The 20,956-nt window shown below is 39.7% G+C and carries 10 protein-coding genes, 2 tRNA genes, 3 rRNA genes and 1 pseudogene; 4 read left to right on the top strand and 12 right to left on the bottom strand.

All coding sequences use genetic code 11. The features are described from left to right. Positions 1–58 precede the first annotated feature (58 nt). The 11 genes and pseudogenes from IPH66_15480 to pfkA all read right to left on the bottom strand — a co-directional run bounded on the left by IPH66_15480 (position 59) and on the right by pfkA (position 15,355). Positions 59–622, bottom strand: a pseudogene (locus tag IPH66_15480) (transposase). Positions 623–959: 337 nt separating this feature from the next. Continuing rightward, positions 960–1,871, bottom strand: a complete 912-nt coding sequence (locus IPH66_15475) for a hypothetical protein (protein ID MBK7130742.1) — start codon at positions 1,869–1,871, stop codon at positions 960–962. Positions 1,872–2,017: 146 nt separating this feature from the next. Further along, complete coding sequence (locus tag IPH66_15470; GenBank protein ID MBK7130741.1) at positions 2,018–2,983, bottom strand: hypothetical protein; 966 nt, start codon at positions 2,981–2,983, stop codon at positions 2,018–2,020. A gap of 2 nt (positions 2,984–2,985) precedes the next feature. Next, positions 2,986–7,524 carry a fibronectin type III domain-containing protein gene (locus IPH66_15465; GenBank protein MBK7130740.1) on the bottom strand — a complete coding sequence of 1,513 codons (4,539 nt, stop codon included), beginning with the start codon at positions 7,522–7,524 and terminating at the stop codon, positions 2,986–2,988. Beyond that, the gene (locus IPH66_15460; protein ID MBK7130739.1) at positions 7,469–7,846 is read right to left on the bottom strand and encodes a hypothetical protein; all 378 of its coding nucleotides are present in this window, start codon (positions 7,844–7,846) and stop codon (positions 7,469–7,471) included. Before IPH66_15460 ends, IPH66_15465 begins: the two co-directional genes overlap by 56 nt. Positions 7,847–8,530: 684 nt before the next feature. Continuing rightward, positions 8,531–8,644 (bottom strand): 5S ribosomal RNA (gene rrf / locus IPH66_15455). A 131-nt stretch (positions 8,645–8,775) separates the two neighbouring features. Beyond that, a 23S ribosomal RNA gene (locus IPH66_15450) occupies positions 8,776–11,644 on the bottom strand. A 174-nt stretch (positions 11,645–11,818) separates the two neighbouring features. Beyond that, positions 11,819–11,895, bottom strand: a tRNA-Ala gene (locus IPH66_15445). A gap of 66 nt (positions 11,896–11,961) precedes the next feature. Continuing rightward, positions 11,962–12,035 (bottom strand) — tRNA-Ile (locus IPH66_15440). A gap of 473 nt (positions 12,036–12,508) precedes the next feature. Then, positions 12,509–14,030 (bottom strand): 16S ribosomal RNA (locus IPH66_15435). The 16S, 23S and 5S rRNA genes sit together here with 2 tRNA genes alongside, the layout of an rRNA operon. Before the next feature lie 344 nt (positions 14,031–14,374). Further along, on the bottom strand, positions 14,375–15,355 hold the full coding sequence (gene pfkA, locus IPH66_15430) for a 6-phosphofructokinase (protein ID MBK7130738.1): 981 nt from the start codon (positions 15,353–15,355) through the stop codon (positions 14,375–14,377). A gap of 15 nt (positions 15,356–15,370) precedes the next feature. Between pfkA and IPH66_15425 the strand changes: the two genes are divergently transcribed. From IPH66_15425 to IPH66_15410, 4 genes are all read left to right on the top strand, one after another. Beyond that, on the top strand, positions 15,371–16,171 hold the full coding sequence (locus IPH66_15425) for a hypothetical protein (GenBank protein MBK7130737.1): 801 nt from the start codon (positions 15,371–15,373) through the stop codon (positions 16,169–16,171). 91 nt (positions 16,172–16,262) lie between these two features. Continuing rightward, positions 16,263–16,853: a sigma-70 family RNA polymerase sigma factor gene (locus tag IPH66_15420; protein ID MBK7130736.1), complete on the top strand. Its 591-nt coding sequence runs from the start codon at positions 16,263–16,265 to the stop codon at positions 16,851–16,853. Next, positions 16,834–17,919 (top strand): CDC27 family protein, encoded by a 1,086-nt coding sequence (locus IPH66_15415; GenBank protein MBK7130735.1) that lies wholly within the window; start codon positions 16,834–16,836, stop codon positions 17,917–17,919. Before IPH66_15420 ends, IPH66_15415 begins: the two co-directional genes overlap by 20 nt. A 175-nt stretch (positions 17,920–18,094) precedes the next feature. Then, the gene (locus IPH66_15410) at positions 18,095–18,682 is read left to right on the top strand and encodes a hypothetical protein (protein MBK7130734.1); all 588 of its coding nucleotides are present in this window, start codon (positions 18,095–18,097) and stop codon (positions 18,680–18,682) included. A gap of 49 nt (positions 18,683–18,731) precedes the next feature. Here IPH66_15410 and IPH66_15405 read toward each other — a convergent pair whose 3' ends face one another. Next, entirely contained in the window at positions 18,732–20,813 is a 2,082-nt protein-coding gene (locus tag IPH66_15405; protein MBK7130733.1) for an SPOR domain-containing protein, read from the bottom strand. Between the last annotated feature and the right edge of the window lie 143 nt (positions 20,814–20,956).

Raw genomic sequence — 20,956 nt, 5'->3', positions numbered from 1 at the left:
GTCACGCTCGTGCCTCACGCAAATGCCCGACCAAAACGAAAGCCCTAATTTCATTAAATCAGTTTTCAATTTTTGAACCCAAAATGTCTATTTCAACAACAGTGTCATCTCCAAAATAATTTCTTGCGCTGCTGTATCTCCAATCAATTGCTTTGAACACTAATCACTCTTCAACCGGGTTATTATGAATGTAATCAAATTTTTGTTTGATGACTTTGTTGCTGTATAATTCAATTGGCATATTATCATGTTGCCATACTTGAAATTTTTCAACATTTGATTTTGTTGATCCGGCTTCCTCAAACATTTTTAGCAGATATTCTTTTCTGCTCTCACGTGGGTTTTCTTTTATTGTTTTGATTAACATCCTAGATGTGTAACCTTTAAAATCCCGTATCAAACCACTTGGATCTTCATTTTTTGAACGAAATATCAAGTGTACATGATTTGGCATTATGCAGTAACAAAATAATTCAAGTCCTTTGTTTTTGCGACAATATTTAATACTGTCAATCAGAATTTCAAAATAGATTTCTCTCGTAAAAATATCCACCCAGTTGACAGTTGCAAAACTTATAAAATAGGCAGCCTCAGGTTTATGAAAACGATATTTAGTACTCATTGAAGGGGCAAATATAAATTCTATAGTTGAAATTCTAATAAGGCTTACGTAAGGCACGAGCGTGACGCTCGCGCCAGCGGGGGGGTTGGTTGATCAGTAAAGTATAGGTTTGACCAGGATTTGATTTTTTCGTATTTAGTAGACTTGGCTCTTGCAAAATTAACCAAGTGCAGATCACATCAAACTCTGTGCAAAAAAAATTTAGCCAAAGTATATTGAAGTTTACGGTAGTAGGTGCTTTTGGTTGCTGATGATTAGGGTATGCTTTCTAAACCATTCCAACATGCGAAAGAATTTGGGCTGGAGCGAAGACTCAGCCCTTCACTAAAATAGCAATTTAGACTTTCTGGAAGATATGCAAGGTATGTTTATTATCCAATTGATAAAGCTTATCGTTGGCGTATCGAGGCCGGTTGACGCCAATCGCAGCCTGATCAAATGAATGCATCCAATCGATTTCTTTGCTCACAATATTCAGAGCTAGAAGACAATCAAACGACCATTCAGGTCCTTTATCCTGATCTTTCATTTTTGCTGTTAAATAAAAATGATCTCCATCCAACGGGTTGTCCCAAACCGGATAAATGGAAAGAATTCCATGCTTGTCAAGAACAGCCTTCAGATCAGAAAATTTTGAGATACCTGTCTCCAAGTCTATTTCAAAATAAAATTTATGCAAGGCACCGATCAATTTGTTATTGGTCAAAATAAAGCTACTTGACCTTGGTATGAGGTCTTTCACAGCGTCATCAAAATGTAAATTTTCGATTGAGTTCCATGAACGATTTAGTTTTCCACTAGCAATATCCAAGGCTAGAATTTTATGCTCTTGCATAGCAACCAACAATTCATTATTGCAGATTCCCAGAAACTTTGAAACCTGGTATGGTTTTTCTTCTCGTTGGAATGTGTCGTAGTATGAACCCAAATCTGCAACACTAAATTGCCAAAGGGGTTGGGCGTTAAGAAATGAATATGTTTCTATCAAATTGAGATCAAAATTTTTCCTGAATAAGAATTTACCATGAACAAGATTAACAGTAGAGCCTGATTTTATTCTATTAATCTCTTTTATAGAAATATTTAGAATAAATGTATTTCTTTCGTTATTCTCCTTCTTAGACAACAATACATAGTCATTTTCAAAAAGATGGATAAAAAAATCATTTATCACCACATTCAAATTTTCATCAAAATAAATTCCTTTGCCATATTGGTCATTTACGAAAAATTTTCCGTTAAATCGCATTTCTTGTAATTTAACTGGATGTTTGTACAAAACTTTATCGCTGTTCAAATAAATAACCTCATTAGAAGTGTTATATAGGCAATCCCCCTTTTCGTTAAGGGAAAACGAATTTACCGCAACTTTTCTATCAACTTCCTTGTACATTTCTATTCAACTTTAATTATTGCATTCAGTATAAAATCAATTTTGGACAATGTTAAATCATCAAGTGAAAATATTTGTAAACTCTCCTTAAGTTCAGAATTCATGGCTTCAAATATTTCTTCCGCCCTTGAAACAAAAACATTCTTCCACATTGTCTTCAAATTCTCTTCAGCGAGCTCCTTTGATGACCACCCGGCGCCCTGAAGCTTTTTGAAATGAGCAATCCATTGAAAGTCAATTAGGTTATCTATGTTTTGTAAATATCCATATATTAATTGATCTTGTGTTTCAATACTCAGACCACTGCTGGTAAAATCTACGTTTTTGAGTTCAACATATTTTTTACCTCCAAAAAAAAGATCATATTCATTGGTTCCAATTGGAAATGTTTTTCCAAAATCAACAATGTTTGTGATTTCGTTGGTTTTAATGTAGTAAAGTGTTTGATACATTTCTTCCACATTTCCATGAGCATTCATAGGAGTGACACCGTCAGCTCCAAGGCGTCTGATCCAATTATAGAATTTTTTTCCAGAGGTTGTTATGTCATAATGCAGGACAAAAAATTCAACCTGCCCAAGAAATTCAACCATACTATAGCGCGCGAGTGTATAACCTGAAGGAGTGCCGCAGGTCTCACAAGGAAGGATATTATTTTTACCAATTATAGTTGCTAATTCCTGACTCCAATTTGAAGGAAATTTATTTCTAAATATGGATCCCTCTTTCATCATTTCAGCAACCTTATTCAATGTTTTTGGATCAAGGGCAAATTGGGTTGTCCCGTTGAGTCCAGGAATAGCCTCACGAATGAATTTCCAACTGGCAATTAATTCAGGATTAGCTTCAATCGCAGAAGCGAGTGAAGGATTATTCGTTATGTCCGTCTTAAGGGCGTAATGGTCACAATCCTGTGCTGAAATAGCAAGCTGAAAAAACAAGTAAAGAAAAAACAGAAGACTTTTCATAATCAATTGCAATCTAAAATTTTAGCATACTCCAAAATATCAGCATTTTTCCTAAATGTCGCAGGAAAATTGGCATCACTAAGTTTAATCCATTCTTCAAAAATGGAAATATCTTTCAGAGCAATTTTAAAGGTATTGCTTCCTGTCAAAATATCGTCATTCAGTTTTATCAAAACTGCAGTCATATTTTGATTTGCTGAAAGATCATCCAGCTTAATTAAAACGTCAATATGATTGCTTTCATCAAGACTTGATATCCAGCTTTTCAAAGCGGAAAGATCATCAGAAAGTCGGGATAAAACATTTGCTTTTAAACCGGCACCTAAGGCTTGATAAAAATTTAGAATTTGATTGTACGTCATCCCTGTTCTGAATGCTTCTGAGAGTTTCATGGTAAAAAACTTGTGATAAGGTGTCGAGAAATTTTCAGCCAAATACGGTAAATTCACTAGCCTGCGAATCACAATGGACTCAACTAATTTCCATCCTTTAGCCAATCCAAATTGACCAATTTTGTATAAGCCGTTGAAAAGTTTAGGAACCATGGTTAATCCTCCTGCAAGATCAATTAGAGTTATCACATCATCAAAAGTATCCCAAATTTGTACAAATGAACTATTGACAAAACTTGGGTCTACTGAAACTTTATATTCATTAATAACTGCATCAACAGTTTGAAAAATTGCTGCCGCCAGTAGCAAACTAGCTCCTGCTGATTCAGGGGCTAAAGCAGCTGCAGCAGCCATAACAACGGGCTCTACCCACTCCATCGCAATTTGAAAATCCTCGTTCTCTAATGATTGTGCAAGACATATTCCATAGAATGCAGGGAGCAACATACGGTCACCTTTTTGATACCCCGCTGTGTTGTGATTTTCAACAAAAACGAACTCAACCAACTCATACGGATGCAGACTATATGAATTGTTGATGTGAAACACGTCGTACTCAACCGGTGAAAAGTTGTATTGATAATTATTGAAATTGTAGGGGTCTCCAGAAATTATTGCTGGGGTCGGTGGCATGATCGATTCTCTTAGTCTATAATTTTGCGTTACATTAAGTGTACCTCCGCTGAATTCAAACGGAATACTTTCTTGATTAGGATAAACAAAATAATTTTGATGCAATCCATCATTGCTTCCAAGCGACCAACTATCTGACACACCGGTATTACCAACTAATATAGGGAAATCTGCAAACGTAAATTCAATCACATACTCCTGTTGATCTGCAAGTAAAAAGTCTGAATTGTAAGGGCTCGCACCATTTGACGTCAAATAGCCGGAATTAGGGTAATGAGTACTGGAATATAAAATTGAATGATGCGCTGTTCCAATGTTGAGCGCGCTATAGTTTTCAATCACCATTAGAGCTAGACTTGAAAACGCCATCTGAACAGTCTGCAGATCCATTATATCAGTTGCATCCGTCCATTCTGACATCTGTTCCTGAATCTTTGCAAACCAGATACTAGTGCGAAATTCCGACAGTAATTGAATTTGATTTGATTTTGGAGTTGAAAGAATTAGATTGTTTAGAAGGTTTGATTTATAATCTGTATTGTACCATTTTGAATCATCTTTTACAACTGCATCTAATACTGCAATTCTTGCATTAATTCCAATATAAGCGAGTAACTCTATTGGACATGCAGATAGAAATTCAATTAATCGAGTTCCACTTCCAAACTCAACAACTAAATCCCATGTTTGGTAAAAATGGAATTTTTGATTATTTGAATATTTTATCAAGTTGACAATTTGGTTGTAGCCATTATTCTCATTCCAAAGCAATATCGCTATCGCGTTATTTCGATTTGTGTCTGACAACTCGTACATCTCATCTTGGCTTAACCCTCCAATGCACTGTCTAAATTGTGATGACTGATCAAGCGTAAACATTACATTGTTTAAATTATTGAAAAATCCTGTTTCAGACAAAGTGGTCAGTAAATCCATAGAGAATAAATCAAACGCAAAATCCAAACATTGTGCTGTCAACTCTTGCCTGTAATCAACATAGTCCATAAATTCTCTGAGAAAATCACAGTAGAAATCATAAAGAAATGGATTATGTTCTATGCGGTTTCCTTCCTGTAAAAATGTTCCTTTATATTGATCAAAGTATTGCTCGTCCCATACTCCTCCATTCATTTCATTAGTCCAGTTATTAAAATGAATGGTAAAATCGTAAAAATAAGTTTCATGTCGCTTAGCCATCTCAGCTATTTTAACCAAAACAAAAATTTCTGGTTGTGCTGAATGTCCAAATTGCAGGTTGTCATTTATTATCCAGAACTCAAAATTCGAAAAATCCATTTGTTCACCACTAAACACATCGTTATTTAGATTAAATGCCATACTGTATACGGCAGGATTCGCACTTCCAAACAAACCTAAAGTCTGCAAATCTTCAGACCTCGTTGATGGCATTATTTTATCTCCACCAATTCCAAATCTAGAAATCTGAGTATAGAATTTGTATCGCATAATCATGGGTTGCCCCATATTATAACCAGGAAGCAAAACTGAGTAGGAATTATCATCACTTGATACCGTAATTGTGTCACTGAAATATCCATTGACAGAGGAATAGTATCCATGAAAAATTCCATCTGAAAATTTAGCTCGATATTCTATCCCATTTGGATCTACAAATGCAAATAGAGTCCCTGGAATTATATCTTCATTATAATCATGAGCCACTCCATGAGCAAATACTGGGTCAAAATTTTTAGGTAATACAATCCTCTCAAGTGTCGGTGTCAAGTAAGCAAAATAGATACCTTCCCCAAAAATTGAAAAATTATCATCTTGAAGTAACAGTAATATATGCTCCCCCCCCTCCTCATCATCCAAAAACGAAAATGCCGGAAGCGGTGAGTGAATGTGTTGCCACTGTTTTTGTGTGAGGTGTGTCCCCCCTGAGTAGTCAAGCAGGTTGAGGGTTGTGGCTTGAGCAATTTGAGGGAAGGTGTGTTCCAACGAAAAAATTCCGTGAGCTAATTCGTGGGCGGCTGTGATGGCGTTTTCTCCGGCTTTTAAAAATCCAAGTGCTTTGCCGCGTACCATGTAGCCTTCTAGTTCGGCTTCGTAAAATTCTGGTATGATGAAGAGGTAATATTTGTTTTGATGATCGGCTGAATCACTCTCAAAATATTGCTCGCGCAGCAAACGCATTTCATCTGAATAGTGTGACACCAAACTGATATCACCATTCTGAAGTTTGCCGTCAGCGTTGAGATCCCAGGTAGTTGAGTTGTAATTTTCTGCTATGGTTACGTTGAATGTTACGTTTGCCTGTGCGTAAATTTCGTTGAGTTGATTTTCTATGTTTTCTATCTGTGAAAGTGTCGCTCCGTTCACCGGAACAAGCACCACATCAAATGAAATTTCTTCCAATACTTTCACCCATAATTTTCCAATGCGCAGTTCATTATCTTTTGCGTAAACGTAGCATGAACTGCTCATGCCATCAAGCAGAATTTTGTAGGTAGTGTCATTGATTTCTTCTGCGGTGAGTTGTCTCTCTGATCCGTTTTCAAGTGCAACAAAACTTAAACCGCTAAGTTGATTTTCACTTTTGATGCTTGCAATGACATAATCACTTTGATCAGGAGCCAGAGATTTATAGGCAACAAAATAATTAGTAGAATCAATCAAGCGAATCACTTCATAATTACTGATCCATGCTGCGTATTCTTTTTTATCAAAACCAAATTCTTGTTCATCGTACGCTTCAAAATCAACACGATAATCTTTGGTTGCCGCAAGATAATCTGAACTGTAAACAAGCGTACTATACACGCTGTATGTGCCGTCAGCATTGAAGGTGTAGATCATGCCTTCGTCATCTTGAATAATGATGGGTTCACCGTTTTGAAAATTAAAACTCTGGGCAACTCCATCAACCCAAACGGTAATTGAAGTAGAATCATTCCATGAAAAATCAGTGATGGTTTCATCAACAAAATAATCGGGCTGCGGAATCACGTTTTCATAAATCCACTGATCCATGCCTTGGGTAATGGCTTCCACTTTTCCGCTTCGTACCATCAGATATTCATCCACCAGAATATCATCAAATTTTACGCGCAGATTAATGAGCGCAAATCCAACTTGAATTTTTCCTGTTCCGCTATAATGTCCGGGTTGTAAAACAGGATCAAGTGGTTGAATATCGGTGACCAACATTTCAAATTGACCAATGGTAAAAGTCATGCCGGCTATGGCGTTGGTAAGTGGTGTGATGGTTGCATCAAGGGGTGGTGTGGTGGTGCTTCCGCAAGCATAATCAGGTACAGGTTGTGTAGTGAAAACTGAAACATTGCTCCACTCACTTTCAAAATCATCATCAATGCAACCTTTCACTCTGCACTCATATTGTGTAGCTGGTTCAAGCTGATAAATTTTTAATTCACCCGTTGTTGATTCATACGGAAACCACACGTAATTTGGATTTCCGGTTTTGCGCAGCTCTAATTTATAGTGTAAAAGTTGATGAGACATTCCACCACGCATACCCCACGCGGGTTCCAATGCCGTTTGAGTTTAATGTGAGTGTGATACCATCGGCTACAGATGATGCAATATTCCCGTAGGTAAATGTGCAGACAGATGAATAACCATTGTTTCTAAAAAAATCATGTCCATCCATATCCTGCGCGCGAACTCTCCAGGCGTAAGACATACCAATTTGCAACTGCGGTTCGGTGATGCTGTAATTGATAAAAGTTTGATTGGTAATTTGCATGAAAATGGGCAGAGAAGAATTCACTACCTGATTGGGGTCAGCACCATCGGGGCGAATTTCAAAAAGCTCAAACACGTATTGCGTTCCGCTGCTGTTGATAGAATTCATGTGAAGCGGCGACCACGAAAAAAACTATTTGCTGCGGATCAGTGGGTGAAATTTCATTACCACAAAAAGGAGTATTCAAAAGCGGAGGATCATTGAGCGAAAACCAAACCTAGGTACATGCATTGGGTCCTGACAAAACTGGTTGATTGGGATTAGTGAAATCAATTACTTCAACACAAATCATGCATGGCCCTCGGGCAGTGTCTTGTGCAATTGATACTGCGTAAAAAAATTCTCATCTGATTACTCATCGGATCAGCATAATCAGGCAGATAACTTGTATGCGGGGCACTAACCTGAACAAAAGTTTGAACGGGGTAGGTTTGGGAAAATCCTTTTTGTGAAAAGATAAAAAAGGAAATAATAAATAGTAGAAGATGAATATTAAATATCAAAGAAACTCTCCTTTGACTCCCCATCGCAATGGGGGCAATATTTACTATTTGATCTTTATTCTTCAATGCGCAAATTGATTATCAACAGATTAAAAAAAGTGCGAATTTAGAAAAAACTCCATGCATGCAGCATGGTGATAAAAAGTTTTCTAAAACTTTGATTTGCTGATAAAGGAGATATTTGCATTCCGACTCAAGCAATAGCGGAACGTTGGGACTTAGTGCTAAAAAAAAAAATATTTTACGGACAAAAAAAAATCCCCACCAGTAAAACTAGTGGGGATTTAAAAACCGGCATCAACATACTCTCCCGCCCTTAAAAGGGAAGTACCATCTGCGCAAGTTGGCTTAACTTCTCTGTTCGAAATGGTAAGAGGTGGACCCAACCGCCATAGACACCGAAAACTTGATTCACCTGGCAGCCATGGCTTGCGTGAACTTATCCTTTTGGCAAACACCAAAAGAGGATACAATGTTTTGAATGTTTATTGATAATTATATCGAATACGATCGAAGTAGTGAGCCCGTAAAAGCCATTATAAGTCTACGGGTAATTAGTACTGCTTGGCTTTTCCCTCACGGGATTTACACCTGCAGCCTATCAACGTTGTCGTCTTCAACGACCCTTAAAAGATATCTCATCTTGAGGCGAGTTTCGTACTTAGATGCTTTCAGCACTTATCTCATCCATACATAGCTACCCTGCGATGCAGCTGGCGCCACAACAGGTACACCAGAGGTATGTCCACCCCGGTCCTCTCGTACTAGAGGTAGGTCCTCTCAAATATCTAACGCCCACAGTAGATAGGGACCGAACTGTCTCACGACGTTCTGAACCCAGCTCGCGTGCCACTTTAATGGGCGAACAGCCCAACCCTTGGGACCTTCTCCAGCCCCAGGATGTGACGAGCCGACATCGAGGTGCCAAACCACTCCGTCGATATGAGCTCTTGGGAGTGATCAGCCTGTTATCCCCGGCGTACCTTTTATCCTTTGAGCGATGGCCCTTCCATGCGGAACCACCGGATCACTATGCTCTACTTTCGTACCTGATCGACTTGTCGGTCTCTCAGTCAAGCACCCTTATGCCATTACACTCTACGCACGGTTACCAAGCGTGCTGAGGGTACCTTTAGAAGCCTCCGTTACTCTTTTGGAGGCGACCACCCCAGTCAAACTACCCACCACACAATGTCTCCCGTATACACGGGATTAGATATCAAGTAATCCAAGGGTGGTATTTCAACGACGACTAATCTACGCCTGGCGACGCAGGTTCAAAGTCTCCCACCTATCCTACACATGAATTACCCAATAGCAATGTGAAGCTATAGTAAAGGTGCACGGGGTCTTTCCGTCCCACTGCGGGTAATCGGCATCTTCACCGATACTACAATTTCACCGAGCTCATGGCTGAGACAGTACCCAGATCATTACACCATTCGTGCAGGTCGGAACTTACCCGACAAGGAATTTCGCTACCTTAGGACCGTTATAGTTACGGCCGCCGTTTACTGGGGCTTCAATTCAATGCTTCTCCGAAGATAACATCTCCTCTTAACCTTCCAGCACCGGGCAGGTGTCAGACCCTATACTTCATCTTTCGATTTCGCAGAGTCCTGTGTTTTTGATAAACAGTTGCCTGGGCCTATTCACTGCGGCTGATATCGCTACCAGCGTCTCTTCTCCCGAAGTTACGAGACCATTTTGCCTAGTTCCTTAGCCATGATTCACTCGAGCACCTTAGGATTCTCTCCTCGACTACCTGTGTCGGTTTATGGTACGGGCACTTACTACCTGAAGCTTAGAAGATTTTCCTGGAAGTATGTTTAGGGTCATTATCTCCTTGCCTAAAAGGCTCAGAGTACTATCAGGTTCAGCTCTTGGGTGGATTTTCCTGCCCAATCAACGCCTACACCCTTTAACGCACTATTCCGTCAGTGCGCAGACCTTTCACTCCTCCGTCCCTCCTTCGCAACATCAAGTGGTACTGGAATATTAACCAGTTTGCCATCGGTATCTCCCTTCGGATTAACCTTAGGTCCCGACTAACCCTCAGACGATTAACGTGGCTGAGGAAACCTTAGTCTTACGGTGAGCAGGTTTCTCGCCTGCTTTATCGTTACTTATGCCTACATTTGCTTTTCCATACACTCCAGCATACCTCGCAGTACACCTTCAACGCAGAATGGAATGCTCCCCTACCCATATAAATATGCCACATCTTCGGTACTATACTTATGCCCGATTATTATCCACGCACGATCGCTCGACTAGTGAGCTGTTACGCACTCTTTAAATGAATGGCTGCTTCCAAGCCAACATCCTAGCTGTCAATGCAATCGAACAACGTTAAAAACAACTTAGTATAGATTTTGGGACCTTAGACGATGGTCTGGGTTCTTTCCCTCTCGGACACGGACCTTAGCACCCGCGCCCTCACTCCCGAGTATATATTGCAGCATTCGGAGTTTGTCAGGGTTTGGTAGGCGGTGAAGCCCCCTAGCCCTATCAGTAGCTCTACCTCTGCAATACTCAACCTCGAGGCTGCACCTAAATGCATTTCGGGGGAGTACGAGCTATTTCCCAGTTTGATTGGCCTTTCACCCCTACCCTCAAGTCATCCGAAAACTTTTCAACGTTTACCAGTTCGGTCCTCCACCCCGTTTTACCGAGGCTTCAACCTGCTCAAGGGTAGATCACAAGGTTTCGCGTCTACCTCCCGTTAACTTTTTCGCCCTATTCAGACTTGCTTTCGCTTCGGCTCCGAGCCTTAAACTCTTAACCTTGCTAACGAGAAGTAACTCGTAGGCTCATTATGCAAAAGGCACGCCGTCATCCTTACAGACTCCGACCGCTTGTAAGCATACGGTTTCAGGTTCTATTTCACTCCGTTATTCACGGTGCTTTTCACCTTTCCCTCACGGTACTTGTTCTCTATCGGTCTCTCAGGAGTATTTAGCCTTACCAGATGGTTCTGGCAGTTTCAGACAGGATTTCACATGTCCCGCCTTACTCAGGATACTGCTAGGTATACAAACTATTTCAATTACAGGGCTATCACCTTCTTTGGCCAAATTTTCCAATTTGTTCTTCTATAATTTATATGTCCACAACGCAGTCCTACAACCCCAGTATTGCCGAAACAACACTGGTTTGGGCTGTTTCCCTTTCGCTCGCCGCTACTCAGGAAATCACTCTTGTTTTCTCTTCCTCCGGGTACTTAGATGTTTCAGTTCTCCGGGTTTGCTATTGCGATATGTCTTCAACATATCAGGTTTCCCCATTCGAAATCTACGGGTCAAAAGTTGTTTGCACCTAACCGTAGCTTATCGCAGCTTATCACGTCCTTCATCGCCTCTGAGAGCCAAGGCATCCACCGTATGCCCTTAGTAACTTATTAATGTCATTTTTCCTTTGGTTTTATCCAAAAGTGACTCACTACTTCAATCAATATTCAATATTTCAAAGAACTTTCTCTGGATTTCACCAGAATTGCAATCCTTAAACCGGTTCTCACCGTCTAAAAATCTTTTCTTTTTTCCTTCTTTTACAAAACACCCGTTGGTGATTTGTCTGGTGGAGAATGTCGGAGTCGAACCGACGACCTCCTGCGTGCAAGGCAGGCGCTCTAGCCAGCTGAGCTAATCCCCCGATAGTTCAGAGTGAGTGTGAGTGAACAGAGTGAGATATCTCACTCCTCGCTCTCACGCTGAGTTGTAGTCCCGAGCGGAGTTGAACCGCTGACCTCTACATTATCAGTGTAGCGCTCTAACCAACTGAGCTACGGGACTATTTTCTAATCTTCATAGCTCACTCAATTAGCTCGCTGACCTCTACTTCCGATAACTATCGGAACAGTGTAGCGCTCTAACCTCCCGATCAATATCGGGGTGAGCTACGGGACTATTTTCTAATCTTCATAGCTCACATTAATTAGCTCGCTGACCTCTAATTCCGATAGCAATCGGAACAGTGTAGCTCTAACCTCCCGATCAATATCGGGGTGAGCTACGGGACTATTTTCTAATCTTCATAGCTCACATTAATTAGCTCGCTGACCTCTAATTCCGATAGCAATCGGAATAACTATCGGAACAGTGTAGCGCTCTAACCTCCCGATCAATATCGGGGTGAGCTACGGGACTATTATATTCTCTCCCGTATGCTTTGTCGCTCTCCCTCATTCTCTTTATGCGGGAGGGGTAATATCACAAAAATTGAAGCAGAAACAGCAGTGTCTGATCAGTGTCGATCTGATCTCTAGAAAGGAGGTGTTCCAGCCGCACCTTCCGGTACGGCTACCTTGTTACGACTTAACACCAGTTACTGGTTTTACCCTAGGCAGCTCCTTACGGTTACCGACTTTAGGTACTCCCAACTTCCATTGTTTGACGGGCGGTGTGTACAAGGCCCGGGAACGTATTCACCGCGCCATGGCTGATGCGCGATTACTAGCGATTCCAGCTTCACGAAGTCGAGTTTCAGACTTCGATCCGAACTGAGACGAGCTTTTGAGATTTGCATCCCCTCGCGGGGTAGCTGCCCTCTGTACTCGCCATTGTAGCACGTGTGTGGCCCAGGACGTAAGGGCCGTGATGACTTGACGTCGTCCCCACCTTCCTCGCGGCTTGCGCCGGCAGTTTTCTTAGAGTCCCCGACTTTACTCGCTGGTAACTAAGAATAGGGGTTGCGCTCGTTGCGGGACTTAACCCAACACCTCACGGCACGAGCTGACGACAGCCATGCAGCACCTCGCAAATTGTCCGAAGAACGACTGATTTCTCAATCTGTCAAAATGCGTTCAAGTCCTGGTAAGGTTCCTCGCGTATCATCGAATTAAACCACATGCTCCACCGCTTGTGCGGGCCCCCGTCAATTCCTTTGAGTTTCAATCTTGCGATCGTACTCCTAGGTGGATTACTTATCACTTTCGCTTAGTCCCCGACCGTATATCGCCGAGAACGAGTAATCATAGTTTACAGCGTGGACTACCAGGGTATCTAATCCTGTTCGCTCCCCACGCTTTCGTGCATGAGCGTCAATATTAGTTTAGTAAGCTGCCTTCGCTATCGGTGTTCTGTGTAATATCTAAGCATTTCACCGCTACACTACACATTCCGCCTACTTCAACTATATTCAAGTATAGCAGTATCAATGGCAGTTCCTTCGTTGAGCGAAGGGATTTCACCACTGACTTACTTTACCGCCTGCGCACCCTTTAAACCCAATGATTCCGGATAACGCTTGGACCCTCCGTATTACCGCGGCTGCTGGCACGGAGTTAGCCGGTCCTTATTCCTTTGGTACCGTCAGCCCCTACACGTAGAGGGGTTTCTTCCCAAATAAAAGCAGTTTACAACCCATAGGGCATTCTTCCTGCACGCGGCATGGCTGGTTCAGAGTTGCCTCCATTGACCAATATTCCTCACTGCTGCCTCCCGTAGGAGTCTGGACCGTGTCTCAGTTCCAGTGTGGGGGATAACCCTCTCAGGCCCCCTACTGATCGTCGCCTTGGTGAGCCATTACCTCACCAACTAGCTAATCAGACGCATACTCATCTTATACCGCCGTAGCTTTAACTATAATATGATGCCATATCACAGTGTTATGGGATATTAATCCGAATTTCTCCGGGCTATCTCCCTGTATAAGGTAAATTGTATACGCGTTACGCACCCGTGCGCCGGTCGCCGCCAATGTATTGCTACACCGCGCTGCCCCTCGACTTGCATGTGTTAGGCCTGCCGCTAGCGTTCATCCTGAGCCAGGATCAAACTCTCCATAGTATAAAGATTTGATTTTTGTTTAGATCTTATTTATGCGATCTCTACCTCTCAGACTTTTGCTGTTTCTATCTTGCTTCAATCTTTCAAAGAACTTATTTCGGTAAGGTAAAACTATTCTTAACCCCTTTATTTATTCTCCCATTTCGTTCAACGGGAGCGCAAAGGTAACCACTTTTTTATTCCCTCCAAATTTATTCAAACTTTTTTTTAAATATTTTTTCGCTTATCTACTTAACTCCTTATATATCAAATCTAAAAAAAATTGATTTTTTTTTGAATTAGAAAAATTGAATGCAAAAGCATGCGTTGGTAAAACCCTGATTAATTTTTTTTTCGAAGGTGACCTAGTAAACGCTGAGTTTTCTGATAAGTTTCAAGTAGTGCATATTTTTAATTTGATATGGCATCCGCGTAACGGCGAGATTATCTAGCATAACTTCTCCGTTTCTTAATCCTACCAATAAATCACTTCGTCCCTGAAGTAAAGCAGCAACAGCTTCTTCACCAAAAAGTGTTGCATAAAGGCGATCGAGATAGGTAGGCGAACCACCACGTTGAATGTGTCCAAGAATGGAGACTCTTAATTTATCAGCTAAACCAAATTGTTGCAAATATTGAAATACTTCTTTAGCACCGCCAACTTGATCGCCTTCTGAAACAATAATAATTGAAGACTTGTTTGCATTCACGGCTCTATTAATCTTTTCACGAATTTCTTCAAGATCTTCTTTCTTTTCAGGCATAAATACTTCTTCTGCCCCGCTAGAAACTGCCGTGTTTAATGCAAGAACACCGGAATTATTTCCCATCACCTCAACCAAAAAGACACGGTGATGACTACTTGCTGTATCGCGTATATTATCAACTGCATGAATAATGGTATTCATAGCCGTGTCAAAGCCAATGGCATAATCTGTTCCATTAATGTCATTATCAATTGTACCCGGAATACCAATTACTTTGATATCAAATTCAGTTGAAAAAACCGAAGCACCGCTAAATGAACCATCTCCCCCAATAATGACAAGACCATCAATGTTTCGTTTTCTCATATTTTCAAAGGCGATTTTGCGCATTTCAGATTGGTGGAATTCTTTGCATCGCGCTGTACCAAGAATAGTTCCTCCCCTTTGCAGAATATTAGAAACACTATCGTAATTCATCTCAACAAACTGATCATGTATAAGACCATTGAAGCCATCTAACACCCCAAATACATTTACTTTGTGGTAAACGCATGAACGAACAACTGCTCTGATACAGGCATTCATGCCAGGGGCATCTCCACCTGAGGTAAGCACCGCAATATTTTGTACTTTTATCATCTCTGAAAATTAACTATGAAAAAAATTATTCTTCTAGCATTGCTCCAAATTATTTCATTAACCCTGTTAAGTCAGAAAGAAAAGACGCTGTTTTTTGGACTGAATGCCGGAGTAAAATTAGCAAATAAAAACTATGCCATTCGTTATTCAGGATTGTATCAGGATGAGTTATATGTGACACTAATGAACAATACCTATAACTACAATCAAATCTACATGCTACTAGGTGATAAACATTTCTATTTACCTTACGATGCATATCCTGCAAACATTCGTTATTCACCCGGAGTTATCACAGGTGTAACATTAGGCTACCAAGTGAGTCCGAAATTTCAGATGAGTCTTGATGCAAATTTCTGCAAATTGAAAGTAAAAGATGCATTTACCATTGTGGTTGATGATCCGTCAAATTGGACAAGTGAACCCGTTATCGCAGTTGGACAGCTTTACGCCGAAGAGAGCCGATTTGATGGAAGATTTAATCTTGACTATATTTTTACCAGGGATAAACTCAACTTTATTGCCGGACTTTCAGGAATTTTTAATGCATGGCGTATTGACCAACAATTTGCATCAATCTATGGATATCAGATGAATTTATTCAGCAAACACAATCCAGCTAATAACTTCAATACTAAAGTAAGTGGAATGGGTTGGGGAGGTGGAATCAATCTAGGAATTGAATACCGAGTAAGTGACCAGATTGTTGCCCAACTTATGTATCAACCTTACCAAACAAAAGTAGATTATGGTCTGACATTCAGTAAAAACCTGTTATTGCAGCATGATTTAACACTACGTTTATTGTGGAAATAATTTTTTCAAACTAGTTTTATGGAAATTCAAAACATCTCGCATCTGCTGTTTGAACCAAATTAAACACGATGAGAACAAATAAGTATGGCTGATGCTTGCAGGAATTTTTTTCAGGAAAAAATTTAACCATTTGAGTGATGATGATCTCTTATTATTGATCAGGGCTAACAACCTTGAGGCAATGAATGAGATTTTTGTGAGATACTCGTTACTTGTAAAAGGTGTCTGTCTAAAATATTTGAAAAACGAAGCCGAGGCTGAAGATGTGATGATGGAACTATTCAGTAAACTAAGTAATAAAGTGCAGAATCATACGATTAGTAATTTCAGATCATGGCTCTATAGTGTCAGCAAAAATGAATGCCTGATGTTGCTTAGAAAAAATAAAATTAACCTTGCAGACTCAGAAAAAGAACTCATGAAGCTCACTGAAGATTCTACCGAGAGTTTGCAATTGGCACAATTGAATGAACAAAAAATTCTTCTATTATCACAAGCAATGGAAGGTTTAAATGAAGAACAAAAACAATGTGTTGAATTATTTTATCTGAATAACAAAAGTTATGATGAAATTGCATCATCAACCGGATACGAAGTGAAAAAGGTTAAGAGTTATATCCAAAATGGAAAACGCAATTTAAAATTGAAACTTGAACATTTGAATGAGTTTAAAACCACCTGATATCAATGAGTTGATTTCCTCATACTTCAGCGGCACCTTGTCTGAGAGGGAAAAAAATATACTTGAGAAAATGGCATTGGATGATCCTTTCATTCAAGATGCCATGGATGGATATTCACTTAACCCTAACGCCATTCAAACCACGCAGAATACTATTAAAATACGCACTAAGAAATTTCACTCGGGGCTATTAATTTCGGGTTTGGTAATCACTAGTGCTCTTGTCACTATTCTGGTAGTGAATCATGGGAACAAGCCAAGTCAAGCAGATCAGGCAAACCAACATACTGATAGCATGAATAAGCCAGAGCCATTGACTGAAATTGATCTTATTCCGAATTATATTGACAGCCTCATTCCCGCAATTGAACATGAAATTGTGGCATCACAAGAGATCATCAATTCAAGTACAAACAGAATAGAAAGTTTGACCCCTGAAAACGAAGAAACGGATCATCAAATCATTGACATACTTGAAGAGAATGAATCAATTCCGGATGATATCACTCTGATACCGGAAAAAGAAATCAATTCAAAAGCAGAATTTGTTCCCGCAACCTACTTGTATGACATGGTTGTGGTGGATTATCGCCGAATAGAAAGAGAAAAAACAGAAATAATTTATACCAAATATGAATTCAGTGGTACCAGTGCAGAGTTTGAGTCTGAAGAAAAAGAAAAGAGTACTGAATTACTTGAGAAAGAAGTGAGTGTTTCATATTGGGAGTATTTGTCAAAAGCCATGGAATTTTTCTCACGAGGGGATTTTAAACGTGCTTTGAGTCGTTATGAAATTATACTCAGCCAGTTTGAAACCGATGCAAATGGTTTGTTTTACGGTGGCCTCTGTTATTTCAATCTTTCAGAGTATGATAAGGCGTTGCAATTCTTTGAAAATCTATTAAAAAATCCGGTTCATATATTTGATGAAGATGCACAATGGTATAAAGGAAAGAGTTTGCTGAAATTAAAGAGAATTGAAGAGGCTAAAACAGTGCTTGACCTCATCATTTCTATGGACGGATTCTACGCTGAGCAAGCCATCCGTCTTAAAAAATCCTTATAAATAAATCAGGCTTGTTACTTTTTGTAAATTATGTATTCTTATTATGTAAGTTTGCTGAAGTTATGTTATTCCGCTCACTCAAGTATAACAGTGCAAACTAGTTTTTGTTATGATTGCGTGATTGAAACATGATAAAAGAGAACTTGATTAAAATTAAATTACACCCCATAAAAATATGACACGTTCAGAAATAGTTTTTCAATTAGTTTGTTTTATGTTGCCATCATTGGCACTATTTGGATCTGTCTATCTGATTATGCAGAAATGGACAGAAATTCAGCGTGAAAAATTGCGTCTTCAGAAAATACCACAAGCAAAGAATGGGGCTGCACCGCAACTTACCAATGCTGCAAAAATTTCAAATAAGGAATCTATACTTCCTATGCAGGTTGACGCCTACCAACGTATTGTGCTATTCCTTGAAAGAATATCACCCAATAATTTAATTATGCGCTTAACTAACCCGGTATTGCCGGCACGCGTATTTCAGCAACAATTATTAGACAATATCCGTCAGGAATATGAACACAATCTGGCACAACAAATCTTTGTATCAGCAGAGGCATGGAATCTTGCAAAAACAAGTAAAGATGAAACCGTAAAAATCATCAACATGGCAGCCACTAATTTACCTCCAACGGCAATGTGTCTTGACTTGTGCAGGGCAATTCTAGAGATTTCAGCTCAACTTCACAATCAACCAACTGAGCGCGCGGTATTGTATTTAAAAGCAGAATTCGATCGATTGCTTCAGATTGCATGAGTTTAAGTAGTTCCCGAAAAAGAAATGGAATCTGACGAATCTTTGTTAATTATTCAGAAAGCTTTTTAAATTCTTCAAGAGTGTAATACTTGTAATTGTATTCCACAATGATGCTCATTTCATCAAGTCCATACGTTTTATAATCAAGCATGGCATTTTCAGCTTCATTTTGATTTTTAAATTCACGGCTATAATAGGTGGTAGAACCATCAGTGCCTTTAACCGGCTTAATGCCACCAATTTCATACAATATTCCAACCATTTCAGTAGGCACTGCACCGGTGTAATAAGCAAGTTTTACACGATATTTTACTTTAGACCATTCAATATTTGAGTTTGAATTTGTTTGATTTGTTTGAGTGGTATCACGCGGCTCTACAAAAGAGTTAAGTTCATTTTGTTCATTGTATCCAGGGGGTAATTTGCCAGGATCAACTCCCACTTCAACAAGTGTTTTTCTTTCTTGATCTTCATAAGCAACCACGAAGGCATTTTTGTATCCTTTGGCGACCATCTGTTTGCGATATGCCTCAGCCTCTTCATAGGTTGAAAACGATCCTGAATAGTAACGAGTAATACCGTCACCACCAGTTGCGTGAACGGTTTCAATATCAGGGAAAACGACATCTTCATCAACTTTATTTTTAAATGCCCCAACCTGAACTCTATAAACTTGTTGCGGAATTGAATAATCAGGTCCGGTTGTACCATTCTGAAGATTTACTTTTTCAACTTTATTAATTACCACAGTGTCAATCGGAGTTAAGGTTCCATTTCTGATATTATCTTTTCCAATCAAATCTACCTGAACACCTTGACTTTCCAATTCAGTTTTTGCTGCCACGGCGTCTTCAATTCGCTGATATTCTCCCAACACGTAATAGACTGTATCTCCGCGAGTGATTGTTTTAAAATCATTGAAGCCTAGATATTGATGCAATTCATTGGCAGAAATATCTTTATGTTCTTTACCAATGATGATCACATAATTTTTTCCGGTTGGCACTTTGTATGGGTTATAGCTGTATGTTTTATCATCAGTTTGAAATTGCACGGTGGTTCTTTGTTCGGCAAAATCATGCAAGTAACCTGTTGAATCATTGTACAGTTCCCAATGTCTGTCAAATTGCTCTTTAGTAATAGTTACCCCAAATTCATCTACATAATTTCCAAGCGGCGTATCAGGTTCGTCATCATTGAAATCAGGAACACCATCTTGATCTTTGTCTTGCGGACAGCCGTCATTATTTACAATAGCTTCAAGAGGAGTGCCGGGGCAGTCATCTAATGCATCAATCACACCATCATGATCCCAATCATTCTGATCCCAATCAGCAAACAAAGGAATATCTTCATCTTCAATTGGCCCTTCGTTATTATTCTTGCCGAACTGCAAGTCATACGAAAGAGAAACATAGGTATAAAGTAATTTGTCTTTTGCGTTATCACCCTGTCTGATACCGGTACCGGCGGGTGAAATATTATCAATCAAGTCAGTAAATGTAAAATAATAAGTTGCTGCTAACCTGAAATCCCATCTGGGTGACATGTGAAATTCAAAACCTGCAGACAAGGGAAATGCAAAACTTTGTTCACGATATTTACCAAGGCTGTCGTAATTCTGTTCTCGTAAATCGGTTTCATACGTATAATCACGGGCCAATGGTTTTGCCATAGTTGGAGCCAGAGGATCATTTTCATCCATATCCATAACTGAACCGTCAGACCAATAGTAATAAGTGAGTCCGGTTGAATCTTGAATCAAATCCGTTTTAGAAAGAAATTCAAAAGATGAAAATCCAATTCCAATAAAAGGATGAAAGGTAGAGCGGCGTCCTTGAAAAAACGGGTAAAAATTATAGTACAGATGAACAGTTCCCATTCGAATGCGCGACATAAAATTGTAATTGCGTACAAGAGTGCGTTCATTAGCGGCAAAACGACCATAGGACGCCGTAAATTCAAGATTAAAATAACGTGTGATTGGTGCATTTACATAAGCCATGCCTCCAAAACGTGCAACTGAATAGGTGAAACCCTTCTGATAATTTTGTATTTCACCAAAGTAAGTGATTGTTCCGGTGCCTAAGCCAATGCGAGGTCTAATAACGGTGCTCAGCGTATCGGCCACTGCCCTAGAATTGAAAAGGACAGAGAATAAAACTATTATTAACCAAGTTTTTTTCACAAAATAAATCTATGCGCTAAGATAATTACAAACACTTACCTGATTGCTCAAGTAAATCATTATTTCGAACATGAAGTTAATGAAAA

The organism is Crocinitomicaceae bacterium, assembly GCA_016708105.1.
In the GTDB taxonomy this organism is placed as follows: domain Bacteria; phylum Bacteroidota; class Bacteroidia; order Flavobacteriales_D; family Crocinitomicaceae; genus JADJGJ01.
The sequence above is the reverse complement of the archived record's forward strand: the minus strand, read 5'-3'. Positions and strand labels throughout refer to the sequence as shown.